General features: G+C 37.1%; 17 protein-coding genes. 13 read left to right on the top strand and 4 right to left on the bottom strand.

What is annotated here, in order from left to right:
- Window positions 1-2 precede the first annotated feature (2 nt).
- From FS486_RS14420 to FS486_RS14410, 3 genes are all read left to right on the top strand, one after another.
- Window positions 3-1,724 carry a phospho-sugar mutase gene (locus FS486_RS14420; protein ID WP_144512254.1) on the top strand — a complete coding sequence of 574 codons (1,722 nt, stop codon included), beginning with the start codon at window positions 3-5 and terminating at the stop codon, window positions 1,722-1,724.
- Window positions 1,725-1,857: 133 nt separating this feature from the next.
- Window positions 1,858-2,964 carry a GAF domain-containing sensor histidine kinase gene (locus FS486_RS14415; protein ID WP_144512253.1) on the top strand — a complete coding sequence of 369 codons (1,107 nt, stop codon included), beginning with the start codon at window positions 1,858-1,860 and terminating at the stop codon, window positions 2,962-2,964.
- An 11-nt stretch (window positions 2,965-2,975) separates the two neighbouring features.
- A complete protein-coding gene (locus FS486_RS14410; RefSeq protein ID WP_144512252.1) occupies window positions 2,976-3,623 on the top strand; it encodes a response regulator in 648 nt (215 codons plus the stop codon).
- Between the two features lie 181 nt (window positions 3,624-3,804).
- Here the strand turns inward: FS486_RS14410 and FS486_RS14405 are convergent, their stop codons facing one another.
- Window positions 3,805-4,686: a cation diffusion facilitator family transporter gene (locus FS486_RS14405; protein ID WP_144512251.1), complete on the bottom strand. Its 882-nt coding sequence runs from the start codon at window positions 4,684-4,686 to the stop codon at window positions 3,805-3,807.
- A 77-nt stretch (window positions 4,687-4,763) separates the two neighbouring features.
- Window positions 4,764-6,104 (bottom strand): hemolysin family protein, encoded by a 1,341-nt coding sequence (locus tag FS486_RS14400; RefSeq protein ID WP_260858121.1) that lies wholly within the window; start codon window positions 6,102-6,104, stop codon window positions 4,764-4,766.
- 577 nt (window positions 6,105-6,681) lie between these two features.
- On the opposite strand from FS486_RS14400, the gene FS486_RS14395 reads away from it, so the two are divergent.
- The 3 genes from FS486_RS14395 (at window position 6,682) to FS486_RS14385 (ending at window position 11,741) form a co-directional block, all read left to right on the top strand.
- Window positions 6,682-8,424, top strand: a complete 1,743-nt coding sequence (locus FS486_RS14395) for an ABC transporter ATP-binding protein (RefSeq protein ID WP_144512250.1) — start codon at window positions 6,682-6,684, stop codon at window positions 8,422-8,424.
- Window positions 8,421-10,160, top strand: coding sequence for an ABC transporter ATP-binding protein (locus FS486_RS14390; protein ID WP_144512249.1), 1,740 nt, complete (start codon window positions 8,421-8,423; stop codon window positions 10,158-10,160). Before FS486_RS14395 ends, FS486_RS14390 begins: the two co-directional genes overlap by 4 nt.
- 324 nt (window positions 10,161-10,484) lie before the next feature.
- Entirely contained in the window at window positions 10,485-11,741 is a 1,257-nt protein-coding gene (locus FS486_RS14385; RefSeq protein WP_144512248.1) for an MFS transporter, read from the top strand.
- Window positions 11,742-11,774: 33 nt separating this feature from the next.
- Here the strand turns inward: FS486_RS14385 and FS486_RS14380 are convergent, their stop codons facing one another.
- Window positions 11,775-11,978, bottom strand: coding sequence for a YheE family protein (locus FS486_RS14380; RefSeq protein ID WP_144512247.1), 204 nt, complete (start codon window positions 11,976-11,978; stop codon window positions 11,775-11,777).
- A gap of 72 nt (window positions 11,979-12,050) precedes the next feature.
- Between FS486_RS14380 and FS486_RS14375 the strand changes: the two genes are divergently transcribed.
- From FS486_RS14375 to FS486_RS14360, 4 genes are all read left to right on the top strand, one after another.
- Complete coding sequence (locus FS486_RS14375; protein ID WP_144512246.1) at window positions 12,051-12,440, top strand: ferritin-like domain-containing protein; 390 nt, start codon at window positions 12,051-12,053, stop codon at window positions 12,438-12,440.
- 66 nt (window positions 12,441-12,506) lie between these two features.
- On the top strand, window positions 12,507-13,649 hold the full coding sequence (locus FS486_RS14370; protein WP_144512245.1) for a DUF445 domain-containing protein: 1,143 nt from the start codon (window positions 12,507-12,509) through the stop codon (window positions 13,647-13,649).
- Window positions 13,650-13,667: 18 nt separating this feature from the next.
- Window positions 13,668-14,012: a YlbF/YmcA family competence regulator gene (locus FS486_RS14365; protein WP_144512244.1), complete on the top strand. Its 345-nt coding sequence runs from the start codon at window positions 13,668-13,670 to the stop codon at window positions 14,010-14,012.
- A 119-nt stretch (window positions 14,013-14,131) separates the two neighbouring features.
- Window positions 14,132-14,911, top strand: a complete 780-nt coding sequence (locus tag FS486_RS14360) for an enoyl-CoA hydratase (protein WP_144512243.1) — start codon at window positions 14,132-14,134, stop codon at window positions 14,909-14,911.
- 566 nt (window positions 14,912-15,477) lie between these two features.
- Here the strand turns inward: FS486_RS14360 and FS486_RS14355 are convergent.
- A complete protein-coding gene (locus FS486_RS14355; RefSeq protein ID WP_144512242.1) occupies window positions 15,478-15,663 on the bottom strand; it encodes a YhzD family protein in 186 nt (61 codons plus the stop codon).
- A gap of 142 nt (window positions 15,664-15,805) precedes the next feature.
- On the opposite strand from FS486_RS14355, the gene FS486_RS14350 reads away from it, so the two are divergent.
- Genes FS486_RS14350 through FS486_RS14340 form a run of 3 tightly spaced genes read left to right on the top strand, consistent with a single transcriptional unit; the run spans window position 15,806 to window position 16,528 of the window.
- Window positions 15,806-16,003: a helix-turn-helix transcriptional regulator gene (locus FS486_RS14350; RefSeq protein ID WP_144512241.1), complete on the top strand. Its 198-nt coding sequence runs from the start codon at window positions 15,806-15,808 to the stop codon at window positions 16,001-16,003.
- Window positions 16,004-16,005: 2 nt separating this feature from the next.
- Window positions 16,006-16,317 (top strand): DUF2178 domain-containing protein, encoded by a 312-nt coding sequence (locus FS486_RS14345; protein WP_144512240.1) that lies wholly within the window; start codon window positions 16,006-16,008, stop codon window positions 16,315-16,317.
- Between the two features lie 25 nt (window positions 16,318-16,342).
- Entirely contained in the window at window positions 16,343-16,528 is a 186-nt protein-coding gene (locus FS486_RS14340) for a hypothetical protein (RefSeq protein WP_144512239.1), read from the top strand.
- Window positions 16,529-16,606 lie beyond the last annotated feature (78 nt).

Genomic DNA, 16,606 nt, shown 5'->3' with positions numbered 1-16,606 from the left:
ACATGTCCTATAAACGATTATTCGAACAATGGAACGGCTTCTCTGAAATGGAGGTAGCTTGGAAAGAAAATCTTCAGCTGCTAGCAACAGATGAAAAATTAATGGAAGATGCATTTCACCGTGACCTAGAATTTGGCACGGGTGGAATGCGAGGAGAGATTGGTGCGGGTACAAATCGCATGAACACCTATACGATTCGGAAAGCTACTACTGGACTAGCTTCCTATATAAAAGCTGCAGGAATGAATGCGACGGAGCGGGGCGTTGTTATTGCTTATGATAGTCGCAGGTACTCCCCTGAATTTGCTCGTGAAGCAGCCAATACATTGGCCTCTAATGGGATCAAAGCGTATTTATACAGTGAACCTAGAACAACACCGCAGCTATCCTATTCGGTACGTAAGCTGAATGCATTTATGGGAATTGTCATTACAGCAAGTCACAATCCTCCTGAATATAATGGGTATAAAGTATATGGAGAAGACGGGGCACAGTTGAATTTGGAGGCTGCAGATGCAGTTATTCGCTATGTTCAGGAAGCTGGAGATGCTCTACAAATTCAACAATGCCCAATAGACGAGAATCTAGTTATTTATCTAGATGAAAAAATTGATAGAGCATATATAGAAGAACTGAAAACTGTTCAAGAGAATCCAACAATCGCTCCACAAACTAACTTGAAAGTAGTGTTTACCCCTTTACATGGCGCATCGGGTAAAACGGTGAAGCGTATATTGAACGAGGTTGGATATGAGCATATCCTTTATGTGGAAGAACAAATGGCCCCTAATGGAGACTTTCCTACAGTAAAATCGCCAAATCCCGAAGAGCAAAGTGCTTTTGAATATGCGATCCAATATGGAGAAAAATACGATGCAGATATATTGATCGCTGCTGATCCAGATGGAGATCGTGTAGGAGTAGCGGTAAAGACAAATGAAGGCTTTAAACTATTAACTGGCAATCAAACCGGAGCTATTTTAATCGAATATTTATTGACACAACGAAAAGATAAAGGCGAAATGCCAGCAAATGGTCGTGTCTTTAAAACGATTGTCACTTCTGATTTAGGACGTGTAATTGCGGAGTATCACGGGGCAAGTACGGAAGATGTATTAACAGGTTTTAAATTTATCGGTGAAAAGATTAAACAATATGAACAGACGAAGGAATACGAGTTCTTATTTGGTTATGAAGAAAGTTATGGTTATTTATTGAAAAGCTTTGCAAGAGATAAGGACGCGATCCAAAGCGTGTTAGCTATCGCAGAAGCAGCCGCTTACTATAAAGAAAAAGAAATGACATTAGTAGATGTACTTCATGTACTATATGAACGACATGGCTATTATTTAGAAGGGCTCGTTTCTGTTACGAAAAAAGGAGTAAGTGGTGCAAATGCAATTAAAAACTTACTCGAACAAGTTCGTATAAACCAGCTTTCTGAAATCGCAGGAATCGCAGTATTGTCACAAGAGGATTATTTGACATCTCTTCGAACATTTACCGATGGTCGTAAGTCGGAGCAAATGTTACTTCCAAAATCGAATGTGCTGAAATACTTCCTTGCAGATGGTTCATGGGTTTGTGTAAGGCCAAGTGGAACGGAGCCGAAGATTAAATACTATTTTGGTGTAACAAGCGGGTCGGAAACAGAAAGCGTGGACAAGCTAGAAATGGTGAAAAATGCTTTTACCGACGAAATGAATAAGTATCTGAAGGATTAACAAATAAAACTGGAAGAGTGGATATCCGCTCTCCCAGTTTTTTTTCAGTCTAAAGTATGATAACTAGTTCACACAGAGAAGGTTCAATAAATGATATGATGAAAATAATAGTAAATGGCTTGGAGGAGTTTCGATGTTGTCAAATGAACTCTCAAATGTAGGATTATTAAAAGAAATTGCAGAATTTTTAAATGAAGAAACTGAAATGGAACAAATGCTACAAGGTGCACTTCGTAAACTATTAGAAGGTACTATATTCGATACTGGCTGGATATTCTTTATATCAGAAAAAGGAAAGCAAGAACTTATTGCGCATGAAAACTTGCCAAATGCATTACAACAAAACGACTGTAGACATCTACAAAAAGGTGGTTGCTGGTGCGTTTCCAGGTTCGTAAATGGCGAGTTGGAAAAGGCTTCTAACATCATTGAATGTAAAAGGATCGTTAACGCAAGAAAGATTAGCAATGAAGGTATCACCCATCATGCGACGGTTCCTTTGCAATCAGGACAAGAACGTTTTGGTCTTTTGAATGTAGCCACACCAAATACAATTCGATTTTCAGAAGGGGAACTTGCATTATTAGAATCTGTAGCTTTTCAAATTGGATCTGCTATTAAACGTATTTTATTGACGAAACAAGAACAGCAAGTAGCACTTGTACAGGAAAGAAATCGACTTGCACGTGACTTGCATGATTCCGTCAATCAATTGTTATTTTCCGTTACATTAACTGCTAGAGGTGGTGTTGAAATGGCCGAGCAGCAAGAGTTAAAAGAAACGTTTAAAGAAATACAATATTTAACGCAAGAAGCATTAACTGAAATGCGTGCACTTATATGGCAGTTACGTCCAAGAGGTTTAGAAAATGGAATAATGGATGGACTTAAAGGTTACGGGGAGATATTAGGGTTAACGCTTGATGTCAATGTAAAAGGGGTTATTAATTTGCCAGCAAGAGTGGAAGAAACCCTGTTCCGTATTGCCCAAGAAGGATTAAATAATGTACGGAAGCATTCTGGCGTTTCAAAAGCAGAACTTTATTTAACTGTTACCATGACAGATGTTTTATTAGTAGTAAAAGACGAGGGTTGCGGATTTCATATGAATGATATGAAAAGTCTTCGATCAATAGGTTTACAAAGTATGAGAGATAGAGCCCATTCAGTTGGGGGAACTGTGGATTGGGTAACAGAATGGAACAAAGGAACGGAAATTTTAGTCCGTTTACCATACTAGGGGGAGATTGTATGATACGTGTTTTAATCGCTGATGACCATCATGTAGTAAGAAGAGGGTTAATGTTCTTTTTAAAGACACAAAAAGATATGGATATCGTAGGGGAAGCAACGAACGGGAAAGAAGCGGTAGAAATGACAGCTTCTTTAAAGCCTGATGTGGTATTAATGGATTTAGTCATGCCAGAAATGGATGGGATCCAAGCAACGAAACGAATAAAAGCAAAACATCCGGAAACTCAAATATTAATGCTTACAAGTTTTTCCGATCGAGACCATGTCATTCCCGCGTTGAAAGCAGGAGCAGCCGGTTATCAATTAAAGGATATTGAACCGGATGATTTGGCCGAAGCTATTCGGAAACTAATGCGAGGAGAAAATACATTACATCCAGAAGCAACTTCCCAGCTTCAAAAAGAAGTAGAAATTGTAGCACCATCACCGCATGAGGAACATCCATTAACGCCAAGAGAGCAAGATGTACTGGCAGAATTAACAAAAGGAAAAAGCAACCGGGAAATTGCTTCTTCTTTATTTGTCACGGAAAAAACGGTTAAAACCCATATATCAAATATATTTGCTAAACTCGAAGTCCAAGATCGAACCCAAGCCGCTCTTTATGCAGTAAAACACGGACTCACAGAGCCAAGCGGGCAATAGATGTTATGTACTTTTCATAGTTCGCTCGATGTTGTTGTAGACTGATAAATTGGATAAAAAGAAAAGGCTGGTCGTAATGTCAATCACGACTAGCTTTTTAAAAAATCTAACAGTTAGTGATTTGGCAACAATCGCTCGAACCCGCAGACAAATCGCTCGATCTCATCAAACAATCGCTCACTCATTCACTAATTTCTTCACCATGTGGTTCTATATGCACCAGAACGACGGAAAAAGGCTTTACTTTCATAATACGTTGCTCAATTTCTTCTGTTATTCGGTGACTATCTACTACATTTAAATCAGGATCCACAGTTACGGTTAAATCTACAAACATCAGATTGCCATGCATTCTTCCCTTGAAATCCTTTAATGTCTCTACACCGTGTACGAGTTTAACAACCGTGGATAAAGCTTCAGCCTCTTCTACATTGAAACCATCGGACAATGTATAAGCTGCCTCATGGAAAATATTATAAGCGGTAAAGATAATAATGACACCGACTATTAAGGCAGTGATTCCATCTAACATAGGAAAACCTAAAATGGAGCCGATAATACCAATGGTTGCACCAATGCTGACTAATGCATCGGAGCGATTATCGTACGCTGCTGCTTTTAATGCCGCACTATTGATGCGAGTTCCTAGTTTCAAATTATATTTATAAACGATATACATGACAATTGCACTGACCGAACCGACAATTGCAGTCAAAACGGAAGGAGCTTCTTGCACAGGATTAGCTAAATGTTGAACAGCTTGAATAATTACTTGGATACCAATGGCCGCCATAATAAACGCAGCAACTAATGAAGCTATCGTTTCGGCACGTAAATGACCATATTGATGGTGATCATCTGGAGGCTTCTGTGAAATACGAAGGCCGATTAATATAGCAATAGATGCAATAATGTCGGTAAAGTTATTTAATCCATCTGCTTTTAAAGCTTCGGAAGATCCAAGAAAACCTATGATAAGTTTAGATGTACTTAATAGTAAGTAAATACAAATACTGACCCAAGCTCCTCTTTCCCCTTCTCGTAAGTTTGTATATAGCTCCAAAGTGTTTCCTCTTTTCAACATTTTATTGCATACGAAAACGACCCTCAAACTGAGAGTCGTTTCCAATAGTATGATTATTATTGTTCATCTAGTGTTTCTTCTGCTTCTTCATTCACAGGTACTGCTTTAATAATTTCTAAGTATTGAATATGATGCCCATCAATGTCCTTAATCATGAAATCATAGCCCTGCTCTTCTATTTTCTCGCCTTTGACCACGTCGAAACTTCTTGTCATGAACCAACCGCCAATAGTATCAATATCTTCTTCATCGATATTAATACCAAGTAGATCATTCACATTTTCGATCAACATTTTCGCATCGACAATATAATGATTTTCCGCAATTTTTTGCACTTCAGGGAGTTCATCCGTATCAAACTCGTCACGGATATCACCAACGATTTCTTCAATGATGTCTTCAATCGTAACAAGACCTGAAGTACCACCATATTCATCCATTAAGATGGCCATATGAATACGTTCACGCTGAATTTTAAGCAATAAATCACCGATCGGCATATTTTCAATCACTCGAATAATCGGCTGCATATAGTCAATTACTGGAGTAGATGCATTGGCTGGATCTTTAATAAAAGCAGTTAATAAGTTTTTCATATTAACAAGTCCAATAATATGATCTTTATCTCCATCTGTTACTGGGTATCTTGTATATTGTTCCACACCGATCAGCTCAAATACTTCACTAAGTGTCAAATCTTTTTCAATCGAAATAATTTCTGTACGGGGAACCATGATTTCTTTTGCAATTCGATCATCAAATTCGAAAATTTTGTTTACATATTTATATTCCGCTTGATTGATTTCGCCGCCTTTATAACTTTCCGAAAGAATCATTCGAAGTTCTTCTTCTGAATGGGCTACTTCGGATTCGGAAACAGCTTCTAACCCGAATACTTTCGTAGCTAAAAATCGAGCAGATCCGTTCATACCATGAATGACTGGATACATGATACGGTCAAAAATGATTAGCGGCTTTGCAACTGCTAAAGTAATTGCTTCTGCTTTTTGAATAGCTAATGTTTTAGGAGTTAGCTCCCCCACTACTACATGTGTAAATGTTACTAGAGAAAAAGCAATGATAAACGAAAGTACGGAGGTAACACTCTCCGGAAGGGCAAAATACTCAAATGCAGGATGTAAGATCGCTTCGATAGTCGGTTCACCCAACCACCCTAAACCTAAGGCAGTTATCGTAATTCCGAGCTGACAAGCGGACAAATACTCATCTAAATTAGAAACGAGTTTTTTTGCATTTAATGCCCTAGTGTTTCCTTCAGCAACAAGCTGATCAATACGGGTCGTTCTTACTTTTACTATTGCAAATTCACTGGCAACGAAAAATGCAGTGAATGCGATTAAGACAGCAAATGCTGTCAATCGTATGGCTATGTCCAAATAATTACTTTGTCCCTAACCCGAATGAGGGGTAGAACAAAGTGTACACCTCCTGTTTTCTAAAAAATAGTTTATACGTTTAATAATAAAATATATAAAAAGAAAATACAAATCATACTTCTCCCGATCACTAAATTTATATTGTTTTAAATTGTGATTCAAAAGGAAAATTTGAAGAGAACGTTGCATACATTATAAATATTCAAAAAGTATTGACAATGGAAATTTCCATATGCTAATGTTAAGGGACACTAAACAAAAGGAAATGGAGGTATGAAAAATGATTCGTTTAAAAGATCGTACAAAAAAATTTAATAATTTTTTCATATCTACCATTAGACGAAAATGATTTATTAATAGACATGTAAAGAAATAAATATGTCTGTTATTAAAGCGCATTACCGTATTATGGGTAATGCGCTTTTTTGTGTTTACTGGTTTCCATTTTTTGGTGAAAAATAAGAGGGAGGAGTGTTGAATATGACTATTCAACGAACAAAACAAATTTTGCTAAAGGAATCTTTAGAAGGCGGATAGCCGAATTAATTATGTGAAGAGAAGAAATGAGGGATAAGAAATGTTTTCTGTATTATTTAAATTAAAATGGTTTTTTAAGGACAATTGGAAGCGTTACACGATTGCAGTAGGTTTACTAATTGTTGCCAGTGTCGTAGAAATTTTGCCACCTTGGGTTGTAGGGGAAGCTATTGATACGATTACTTTAGGTGCAATGACACCAAGTCAGTTATGGCAGTATTTTTTCATTTTTATAGGAATAATAGTGGTAGCATATACACTCAATTTTGTATGGCAGTATCAGTTATTTGGTGGCTCCATTACGATTGAGCGAATTTTGCGTACTAAATTGAATAGAAAGTTTTTAAGTATGACACCTACTTTTTACGAAAAAAATCGTACAGGTGATTTAATGGCACGCGCAACCAATGATTTAAATGCGGTTGCAACAACAGCAGGCTTCGGTATTATGACATTAATCGATTCTACGATGTATATGGCAGCCCTCATTCTCGCAATGGGTTTCATCATTTCATGGAAATTGACATTATTTGCACTTTTACCTATCCCGATTTTAGCATTCATCATGCAGTACTTAGGAAAAATTATTCATGAAAAGTATATGACTGCTCAAGATGCATTTGGCGATTTAAATGACCGAGTACTAGAGTCAATTGCCGGTGTACGTGTTATTCGCGCATATGTTCAAGAGCGAGCGGATGAAAAGAAATTTGCGGATATGAGTGAAGAAGTGTATCAAAAAAATATGGTGGTCGAGAGAATTGATGCATTATTTGGCCCAATAACTAAAGTAGGAACGGGAATCAGTTACGTTGTTGCTTTGGGCTATGGTGCTTATTTAGTTTCTAAAGGCGAAATGACCGTTGGGAACTTAATTACATTTAATGTTTACTTAGGTATGGCAATTTGGCCGATGTTTGCAATCGGTGAATTAATAAACGTTATGCAACGAGGAAACGCTTCTTTAGATCGTGTACAAGAAACATTAAATTATGAGCAAGATGTAAAAGACCCGGCTGCTCCTGTAGTTTTAAAAGATGTGAATTCTATTGGATTTGAGGAAGTTGGATTCCAATATCCATTGTCCCAAGTCAAAAACCTAGAAAATATCCGGGTGAGCTTACAAAAAGGTCAAACGCTTGGAATTGTCGGAAAAACAGGCTCTGGAAAAACGACTTTCATGAAGCAACTATTAAAAGAATATCCGATTGGTACAGGGATTTTAACAATTGGTGAAACAGCTATTTCAGAGCAAACGAAAGATCAGGTTCTAGAATGGATTGGGTATGTTCCCCAAGACCACGTATTATTTTCTAGAACGATTCGTCAAAACATTCTTTTTGGTAAAGAGGATGCTACGGAAGAGGAACTAGAAGAAGCAATTCGTTTAGCGCATTTCCAAAAGGATTTAATGAATTTACCGATGGGATTAGAAACCTTGGTAGGAGAAAAAGGAGTTTCCTTATCTGGAGGACAAAAACAACGTGTATCTATAGCTAGAGCACTTATTAAAAATCCAGAGATTCTATTGTTAGATGACTCGCTTTCTGCAGTCGATGCAAAAACAGAAGCGAAAATCATTGAAAATATACAAAATGAACGTAGTGGGAAGACAACAATTATTACGACGCATCGTTTATCAGGTATCCAGCATGCAGACCATATTATCGTGTTAGATGAAGGTCTAATAGTAGAAGAAGGCACACATAATGAACTTCTTCAGCAAAATGGTTGGTATAAAGAACAATACGATCGTCAACAGCTTGAGGGGGTGTCGTCATGAGTACAGGAAAACGACTCTACCATTATGCGTTATTTTATAAAAAACCAATTATTCTTGGGTTAATCTTTTTAACAATAGCAGTAATGGCCGATTTAACAGGTCCTTTTATTGCGAAAACTATTATTGACGAACATATTGTAGAAGGTGCAATTGAATTTCAACCGATTCTACTTTTACTGGCACTGTTTTTCGGATTAAGTATTATAACCGCAGTTTTTCGATATTTTATGTTTATCCAACTGCAAGTAGGAGCAAACCGAGTTGTGCAAAAACTGCGTAATGATGTATTTCAACATATACAGACGTTACCGATTCAGTATTTTGATAATTTGCCAGCGGGTAAAGTGGTAGCACGTGTAACGAATGACACGGAAGCTATCCGTAATTTATATGTGCAAGTATTGTCCCAGTTTGCCACAAGTATTATTTCGATTACTGGGGTGTATGTGGCACTTTTCATATTAAATGTAAAAATGGCGGCTATGGCTCTGTTTGTCATACCAATTGTTTATGTTTGGATGATCGGTTACCGAAAATATGCATCTAAATATAATCATATTGTTCGAACAAAGATTGCTGATTTAAATGCGATGCTTAACGAGTCCATTCAAGGGATGTCTATTATTCAAGCATTTAAGCGTGAAAAGCAAATGGACCGTGAGTTTGAAGAAATGAACGAAGAACATTATCGCTATCAAAAAAAGCTGCTGATTTTAGATTCAGCTACAGCATTTAACTTAGTTAGTGTGTTGCGATCGATTATGTTTATTATGTTTATCACGTATTTTGGTAGTTTATCGATGGAACCTAATGCAATCGTTTCTGCTGGTATGTTATATGCATTCGTTGACTACACAACAAGACTTTTCAATCCGATTACAGGAATAGTCAATCAATTTTCGCAATTGGAAAGATCACTTGTTGCGGGAAATCGAGTATTTAGCTTACTCGACGAAACTGGTGAAAAAGTGGAAGATAAACGGATGGAGCGATACGAAGGAAATGTAGTATTCCAAAATGTTTCTTTTGCTTACAAGGAAGAAGAATATGTATTGAAAAATTTAAACTTTGTTGCAAATAAAGGAGAGACGGTAGCGCTTGTAGGTCATACAGGTTCGGGTAAAAGTTCAATTATGAACTTATTGTTCCGTTTCTATGATCCATCTAAAGGAAAAATTCTGATTGATGGGAATGATATTACGTCTTTACCGCGACAAACCATTCGAGAACATATGGGAATTGTTTTGCAAGATCCGTATTTATTTTCGGGAACGATTGAATCGAATGTAAGCTTGAATGACCCACGAATTTCTCGTGAGACAGTAAAAGCAGCTTTAGATGCAGTAGGCGGAGAACGAGTGCTGAAAAATCTTGAAAAAGGATTAGATGAACCAGTTATTGAGAAGGGCAGTACCTTATCTTCTGGTCAAAGACAACTCGTCTCTTTTGCAAGAGCATTAGCATTCGATCCAGCAATTCTTATTTTAGATGAAGCGACATCTAATATTGATACGGAAACAGAAGAAATCATCCAGCATGCGATGGATGTATTGAAAAAAGGACGAACCACTTTCATCATCGCGCACAGACTTTCTACTATTAAAAATGCAGATCGCATTCTGGTACTAGATCGTGGGGAGATTGTGGAGAGTGGCACGCATGATGAATTACTGCAACTCCAAGGGCGCTACGAACAAATGTATAAACTACAAGCAGGGGTATCTTCACACGCATAACGCGTGTGGGGATACTCCCTTTTTTTGTTTGGAATACTATTAAGAGGTGGTGAGTTCCCCAAAGTGGGCATCGAGTTCCCCAAAGCCGGTGGTGAGTTCCCCAAAACGGGTGATGAGTTCCCCAAAGCGGGGCGAGTTCCCTAAAGCAGGTGGCGAGTTCCCCAAAGCCGGTGATGAGTTCCCCAAAACGGGTATCGAGTTCCCCAAAGCGACCAACGAATCCCCCAATAAAACATGCAAATAATGAACAAACCCTATTGAAGTTTTCTGACGACCGTCGTATATTTAGAGAGACGAAATAAAAAATATAAAAAGAGGTTCAGCATGATAATTTGGCTACAGGATTGGAAAACCAAAATAACTTCTTTCAACAAAAACATTCGATTGTTCATGCTTGCAAATGTGCTTATACAAATTGGGATGGGCGTTTTTTCAGTTATGTATAACTTATACATTAAGGAATTGGGATTTCCGGAAACGGTAAATGGAAAAGTAATCTCGATGACTTCTCTTGCTACTGCTATTATGCTTATCCCAGCAGGATTTTTGAGCGATCGATTCGGGCGAAAAGGTATGATTATTTTAGGTACGATAGTTTCAGTAGTGATACTTTTCTATCGTAGTATAACGGTTGGGGAACAGTCGCTTATATATGCTGCTTTTCTTACGGGTTTATTTATGGCTCTCGTCCAAGTTTCGGGGGTTCCATTTCTTGCGGAGAACTCCAATGCAAATGAGCGAATGCATTTATTCAGTATTCATTTTTCGCTAGTCACGATTGCTAGTGTTATTGGGAGCTTGGGGGGAGGCGTATTAGCGGACGCGCTACATTTATATGGTAATATGTCCGTTCTTGATTCGATAAAATGGGTTTTGATAGTAGGAACTCTAATTTTTGCTTTAGGATTATTTCCTTTATTCAAATTAAAACCTAGTGAAAAACTAGAAGAAAAAGAGAAAAACACGGAAGAAAAAGCAACAGAAATACCTAATAATTTTAAACGGAATATTACAGTGATTATCCTATTTGGGTTTGCCAATTTGCTCATAGGAACGGGATCCGGCTTAGTGATACCCTATTTAAATTTATACTTTTCTAATCGATTTCATGCATCGAATGCTTATATCGGACTAATCTTATCGCTGGGTTCTGCTATGACGGCTGTAGCCATGTTGTTAGGCCCTGCACTAGTCAAAAAAGTAGGGCAAGTTCGCGCATTGGTCATATTTCAGCTACTGTCCATTCCTTTTTTATTCATCACAGGCTATACCAATTCATTAATCATTGCATCTTTAGGATTTTTGCTTCGACAGGCATTGATGAATGCTGGAAATCCGATTCAAAGTGCTATTGCAATGGATCTTGTACATGACAAATATAAGGGACTTGCGAATTCCGTCAATCAGATGGTATTCAATATTGGGTGGGCTAGTACTGGAGGAATTGCAACGGGGCTTGTGATGGCATACGGATTTTATTGGGGTTATGCCTATACGTTTTCGATTACGGGCGTTTTATATATTATCGCTTCTACTTATTTTTATATTTTATTTGGACGGAAGAAAATAGGAACTAATTAAAAGCGCTTGGGAAATAAAATCCCTTGCGCTTTTTTAGTCATATACGTGGAATAACATTAGCTCGTGAATCATTTTTTTTACCGTTTCTTCGTCTTCGGGAGTCTCGCTTAACCATTTAATCGTCCCATCTGGTTCGTATTCAGCAGCATATCTTGCTTTTTTGTAGAAAAAGGAAATGGACCAACCAGGTAATTGTTTATTTTCGTATAATGGTTTGAAGCTAAAATGCTGTAGCAATTCCATCAACCTTTCATGTGAGATAAATTATTCGCATACACTAGTAGAAATGACTAGTGAAGGAGCATCAAATTGTTTACTGATAAATTAAAGCAAGCAATATTAAATGAGTATGCAGATTACCATTTTTATCGCTCTATGTATAAATTAACTGATGACCCATATTGGCAAGGCTTCATTGAGCATGTGTATGAAGATGAGAAAAGTCATTACGAAATGTTTCAACAACTCTATTATATGCTCACTGGGACATTTGTTCAAAACTTTCCCGAGCCAAAACTTTGTCTAAATTTAAAAGAGTGTGCAAAAAGTGCAATTAGAGATGAGCTGGAAGCTGCGGAAATGTATAAAGAAATGTTGTTACAAATACCTATTCAGCAAGCATATGCGCCATTATTTGTAGCAATGCATGATGAAACAGAGCATGCTATTCGTTTTTCAACGATGTATAACGCGTTGTAAAATATTTCAGAGTTTTACTGTCCTCTGCTATAATAATTTAGAAGCTAGAGGAAAAAGGTGAAACCAATGAATTTAATATGGACAATCACATTTATGGCGGTCGTTGGAGCAGCAATTGGAGCAGTAACAAACCACTTTGCCATTAAAATGTTATTTAGACCACATGAAGCTAAGTATATAGGATCATGGCGAGTTCCATTCACTCCAGGTTTAATACCAAAAAGACGAGATGAGTTAGCAAAACAACTTGGCAATACAGTGATCAACCATCTATTAACTCCTGACATTTTTAAACGTAAATATTTTAATGAGGAAATGCAAGACAAAGCAACAAAGTTAGTCGTTCGACAGTTAAATGAAAAAATACTTCTGTCAGATAAAACAATTGAAGACTGGTTGAAGCTTAGCGGGATCGAAAACATTGTATCAATCGCAAACAAAAAAATCGATGAGCAAGTTGATATCCAGTTTAATCAATTGAAATCTCGATTTGCAAATGAAACAATTCGTCAATTAGCGCCAGAGGATTGGCAAGTAAAAGCAAATGCCAAAGTTGGAGAAATAGTCGCTTATATTCTAACAAAAGGTGAAGACTTCTTTGAGTCAGAAGAAGGAAAAAGAACTGTTAAAAACTTGATAGATGATTTTCTTTCTACAAAAGGTACGCTTGGTAGCATGATCCAAATGTTCATGGGTGAATCTTCTTCACTTGCCGGAAAAGTGCAGCCTGAGATATTAAAGTTTTTAAGAGCACCAGGTACGAAAAACATGCTCGAAAATATTGTACGCAATGAATGGGAAAAGCTGAAGGATCGACCGATTGTTGAGATGATGGACGGCTTCGATTTTGAACCGATCATTGTTAATGTAAAAAAATATTTGACGAAACAATTGGCAATAGAGGAACGTCTAAGTCATAGTCTAGTTCATTACTTCCCAGAAGCAACGGAGTGGACGCAATCGACGCTTGTACCAAAACTAACGTCTTTTGCCTTTACAGAAGCAGAAGCTAAGTTGGAAGAAGTATTGCGTAAAATGAAATTAGAAGATATGGTAAAAGAGCAAGTAGATTCTTTCCCAGTAGCACGCCTGGAAGATATTGTACTTGGTATCTCAAAAAGAGAATTTAAAATGATTACTGTTTTAGGTGGGGTTCTTGGAGGTCTTATAGGGATTATTCAAGGTTTAATCGTATTTATTACAGGATAACAAAAGGAGCCCATAAGGATGATCAATATCTATGATGACATTAACAAATTAGAGGCAACATTACGTAAAACGGACGAATTCGCCCGTGTACAAGTGGCAGTCAATTCTGTTAAAGCAGATGAAGAAGCGTTAGCACTATTTCAAAGCTTCCGGAAAATCCAATTATCTCTTCAAGAAAAACAAATGAAGGGTGAAGAAATCTCCGGTGAAGAACTAGAATACGCACAAAAAACTGCTCAACTTGCGCAAAGTAATGAAAAAATCTCAAATATGCTACAAGCGGAAATGGGATTAAGTCAATTAATCGAGGAAGTAAACCGTGTGTTAATTAAACCGGTACAAGAGCTATACGAAGGCATTTAATTGAAAGAAAGGATCTCCCTAAAATTTTGGGGAGATCCTTTTTTTATAGAAAGCAGGAATATTGTAAAAGATAACGAATATATAATGAATAGCTATTCATTTACAAAGGGGAGAACGAAATGTATAAAACATTACAATTAGAAAAAGAAGGACGTATTGCTAGATTAACGTTAAATCGTCCAGAAGCAATGAACTCAATGAATGAAGTGATGATGCAGGAGCTAGCGGCATGCTTGGAATCTTTAAAAGAGGATAAGTCTGTGCAAGTTTTGATACTCAAAGGTGAGGGACGAGCATTTTCGGCCGGCGGAGATATTAAAGCGATGATGGATACCGAAAATCCATTTGATATAGAAGAAGCGATGCAATATCTTTCTCGTATAGCGCTAGCCTTGTATACTTTACCTCAAATTACGATTGCCTCTGTTCACGGAGCTGCTGCAGGATTAGGATTTAGCATGGTACTTGGATGCGATATCATAATTGCAGAAGAAACTAGTAAACTGGCAATGAATTTTATAGGAATCGGACTAGTTCCCGATGGTGGAGGCCACTTCTTCCTCAAAGAAAGAGTTGGAATTCCAAAAGCGAAACAGCTAATGTGGAGCGGACAATTATTGACAGGAAAAGAAGCTCAAAAGCTAGGCTTAGTAGATGAAGTGTCATCGGATGGTTTAGGACATGCAACTGCAACCTCCTATGCGCAAAAACTACTGCAATCACCAATGGCGGCAATGATAGCCTCCAAAGAAATTTTACATGCAGGACGATTAGAGGAACTAAAATCCATCCTACATAAAGAAGGGTTGGCCCAAACCGCAATGCGTAAAACCGCAGATCATTTAGAGGGCATCAATGCATTTGTGAAGAAGCGTAAGCCTGCATTTAAAGGAGTATAAAAATATCTATAGGCAGATGATCAAGTACAGCTGATCTTCTGCTTTTTTTTGTGGGAAAAGTATCCTTTTACAACTAAAACTCTAAAATTTACAACTAAATGTGCTGAGATTACAACTAACGCTCTTAAAATTACAACTAAACTTACTTTCCAAGAAAACACACAAAAAAAGGACCATAACTAGAGCAATTTTAAGTAGCTCCTCGAATTAGGAGGTTTTATATGGAAGAAATATCCTTTTACAACTAAAGCTCTAAATTTTACAACTAAAGGTGCTGAAATTACAACTAAGATGAACATTATTACAACTAAACTCATTTTCCGAGATAAACACACAAAAAAAAGACCATGCAGTTTTAAGTAGCACCTTGAAATAGGAAGTTTTTTGTGGAAAAAATATCCTTTTACAACTAAAGCTCTAAATTTTACAACTAAATGAATCAAAATTACAACTAACGCGATCATTTTTACAACTAAATCCCTCAACATTACAACTAACCGCAATTCCCAAGAAAACAACCTCAAAAAAGGGAGTAAAACCGATATGGTTTTACTCCCTTTCCTCTCCTATATATGAAATAAAACGAGTTTTCCAGCACTGTTCACTAAACGATGAGTCGTGTAGAGAAGTCCTTTTTCTTCGATTGCTGCTTCCCCTTGTTTCTTTGCTTCGTCATCGTTTTCGAATGTCCATGTTTCTTCTACAATTAGCTTGCCTGTTGGTTCAAATGCAGTAAATTTATACGATTTCATGAATCAACACCCCTTTATTATACTTACATATTATTATACATAAAAAGTTTTAAAAGAGAAACGTAAAGTAAGCTTGACATCGGCTCCGTTAGTAAAGTATACTTTACGTAAAGTTAGCTTTACAGAGGAAGTAGGTATAAACATGGAAAATTTAGTTCGGGAAAAGCGAATAGCTGCAAGTATGACGCAGGATGAGCTATCTGAGTTGTTGGATGTTTCTAGACAAACGGTTATTTCGTTAGAAAAAGGGCGATATAATCCTTCCATAACATTAGCTTTTAAACTTTCGAAATTGTTCCAATGTCCAATAGAAGAAATATTCATTTACGAGGGGGAATAGGCATGTACGAGAATTTTGATTTAGTATCATTTATGTTAGGTTTACCTCTGGCGATTGTGATAATGGGGATTGTGTTTTTAATTATGCGTAAGGTGGGGAAGAAAAAGAGATGGTTTGATGAGCGTTATATTAGAATTCATGAAAAAGCCCGCTCTTTATCTTGGACTGTCACGACGATAGCAATTTTAATTGTATGGATGATCGTTATAGTTAAAGAGGGACCTAGTTTAGCTTTTTTCTTGATGACAGCGATATGGGTAGTTCATATGATTTCTTATGGCATTGGAGCATTCATTGCTGATAAAACGAACTAGATATTACAAAGGAGGTTGCATGAATATGAAAAACAATACAAAACTAGCGCTAGGTGTTTCCTTATTTGCATTGATTGTATTTCCGGTAACTTTTCTAGGTATCTCAATCATTACAGGAAATTGGAAATTTATTATCTTTAGCATTTTTCCTTCTTTTTTAGCGGGATTTACTGGATTAATGGCAACTTTTCGGCAAGCTAAAACAGAATGAAATTAGTGAAAGATTGTACACAATTAATTGTATGCAATCTTTTCTTTATGGTAAAATAAGAACAAATATTCGTCTTGA

Source organism: Bacillus sp. FJAT-22090 (genome assembly GCF_007676755.1).
In the GTDB taxonomy this organism is placed as follows: Bacteria; Bacillota; Bacilli; order Bacillales_A; family Planococcaceae; genus Psychrobacillus.
The sequence above is the reverse complement of the archived record's forward strand: the minus strand, read 5'-3'. Positions and strand labels throughout refer to the sequence as shown.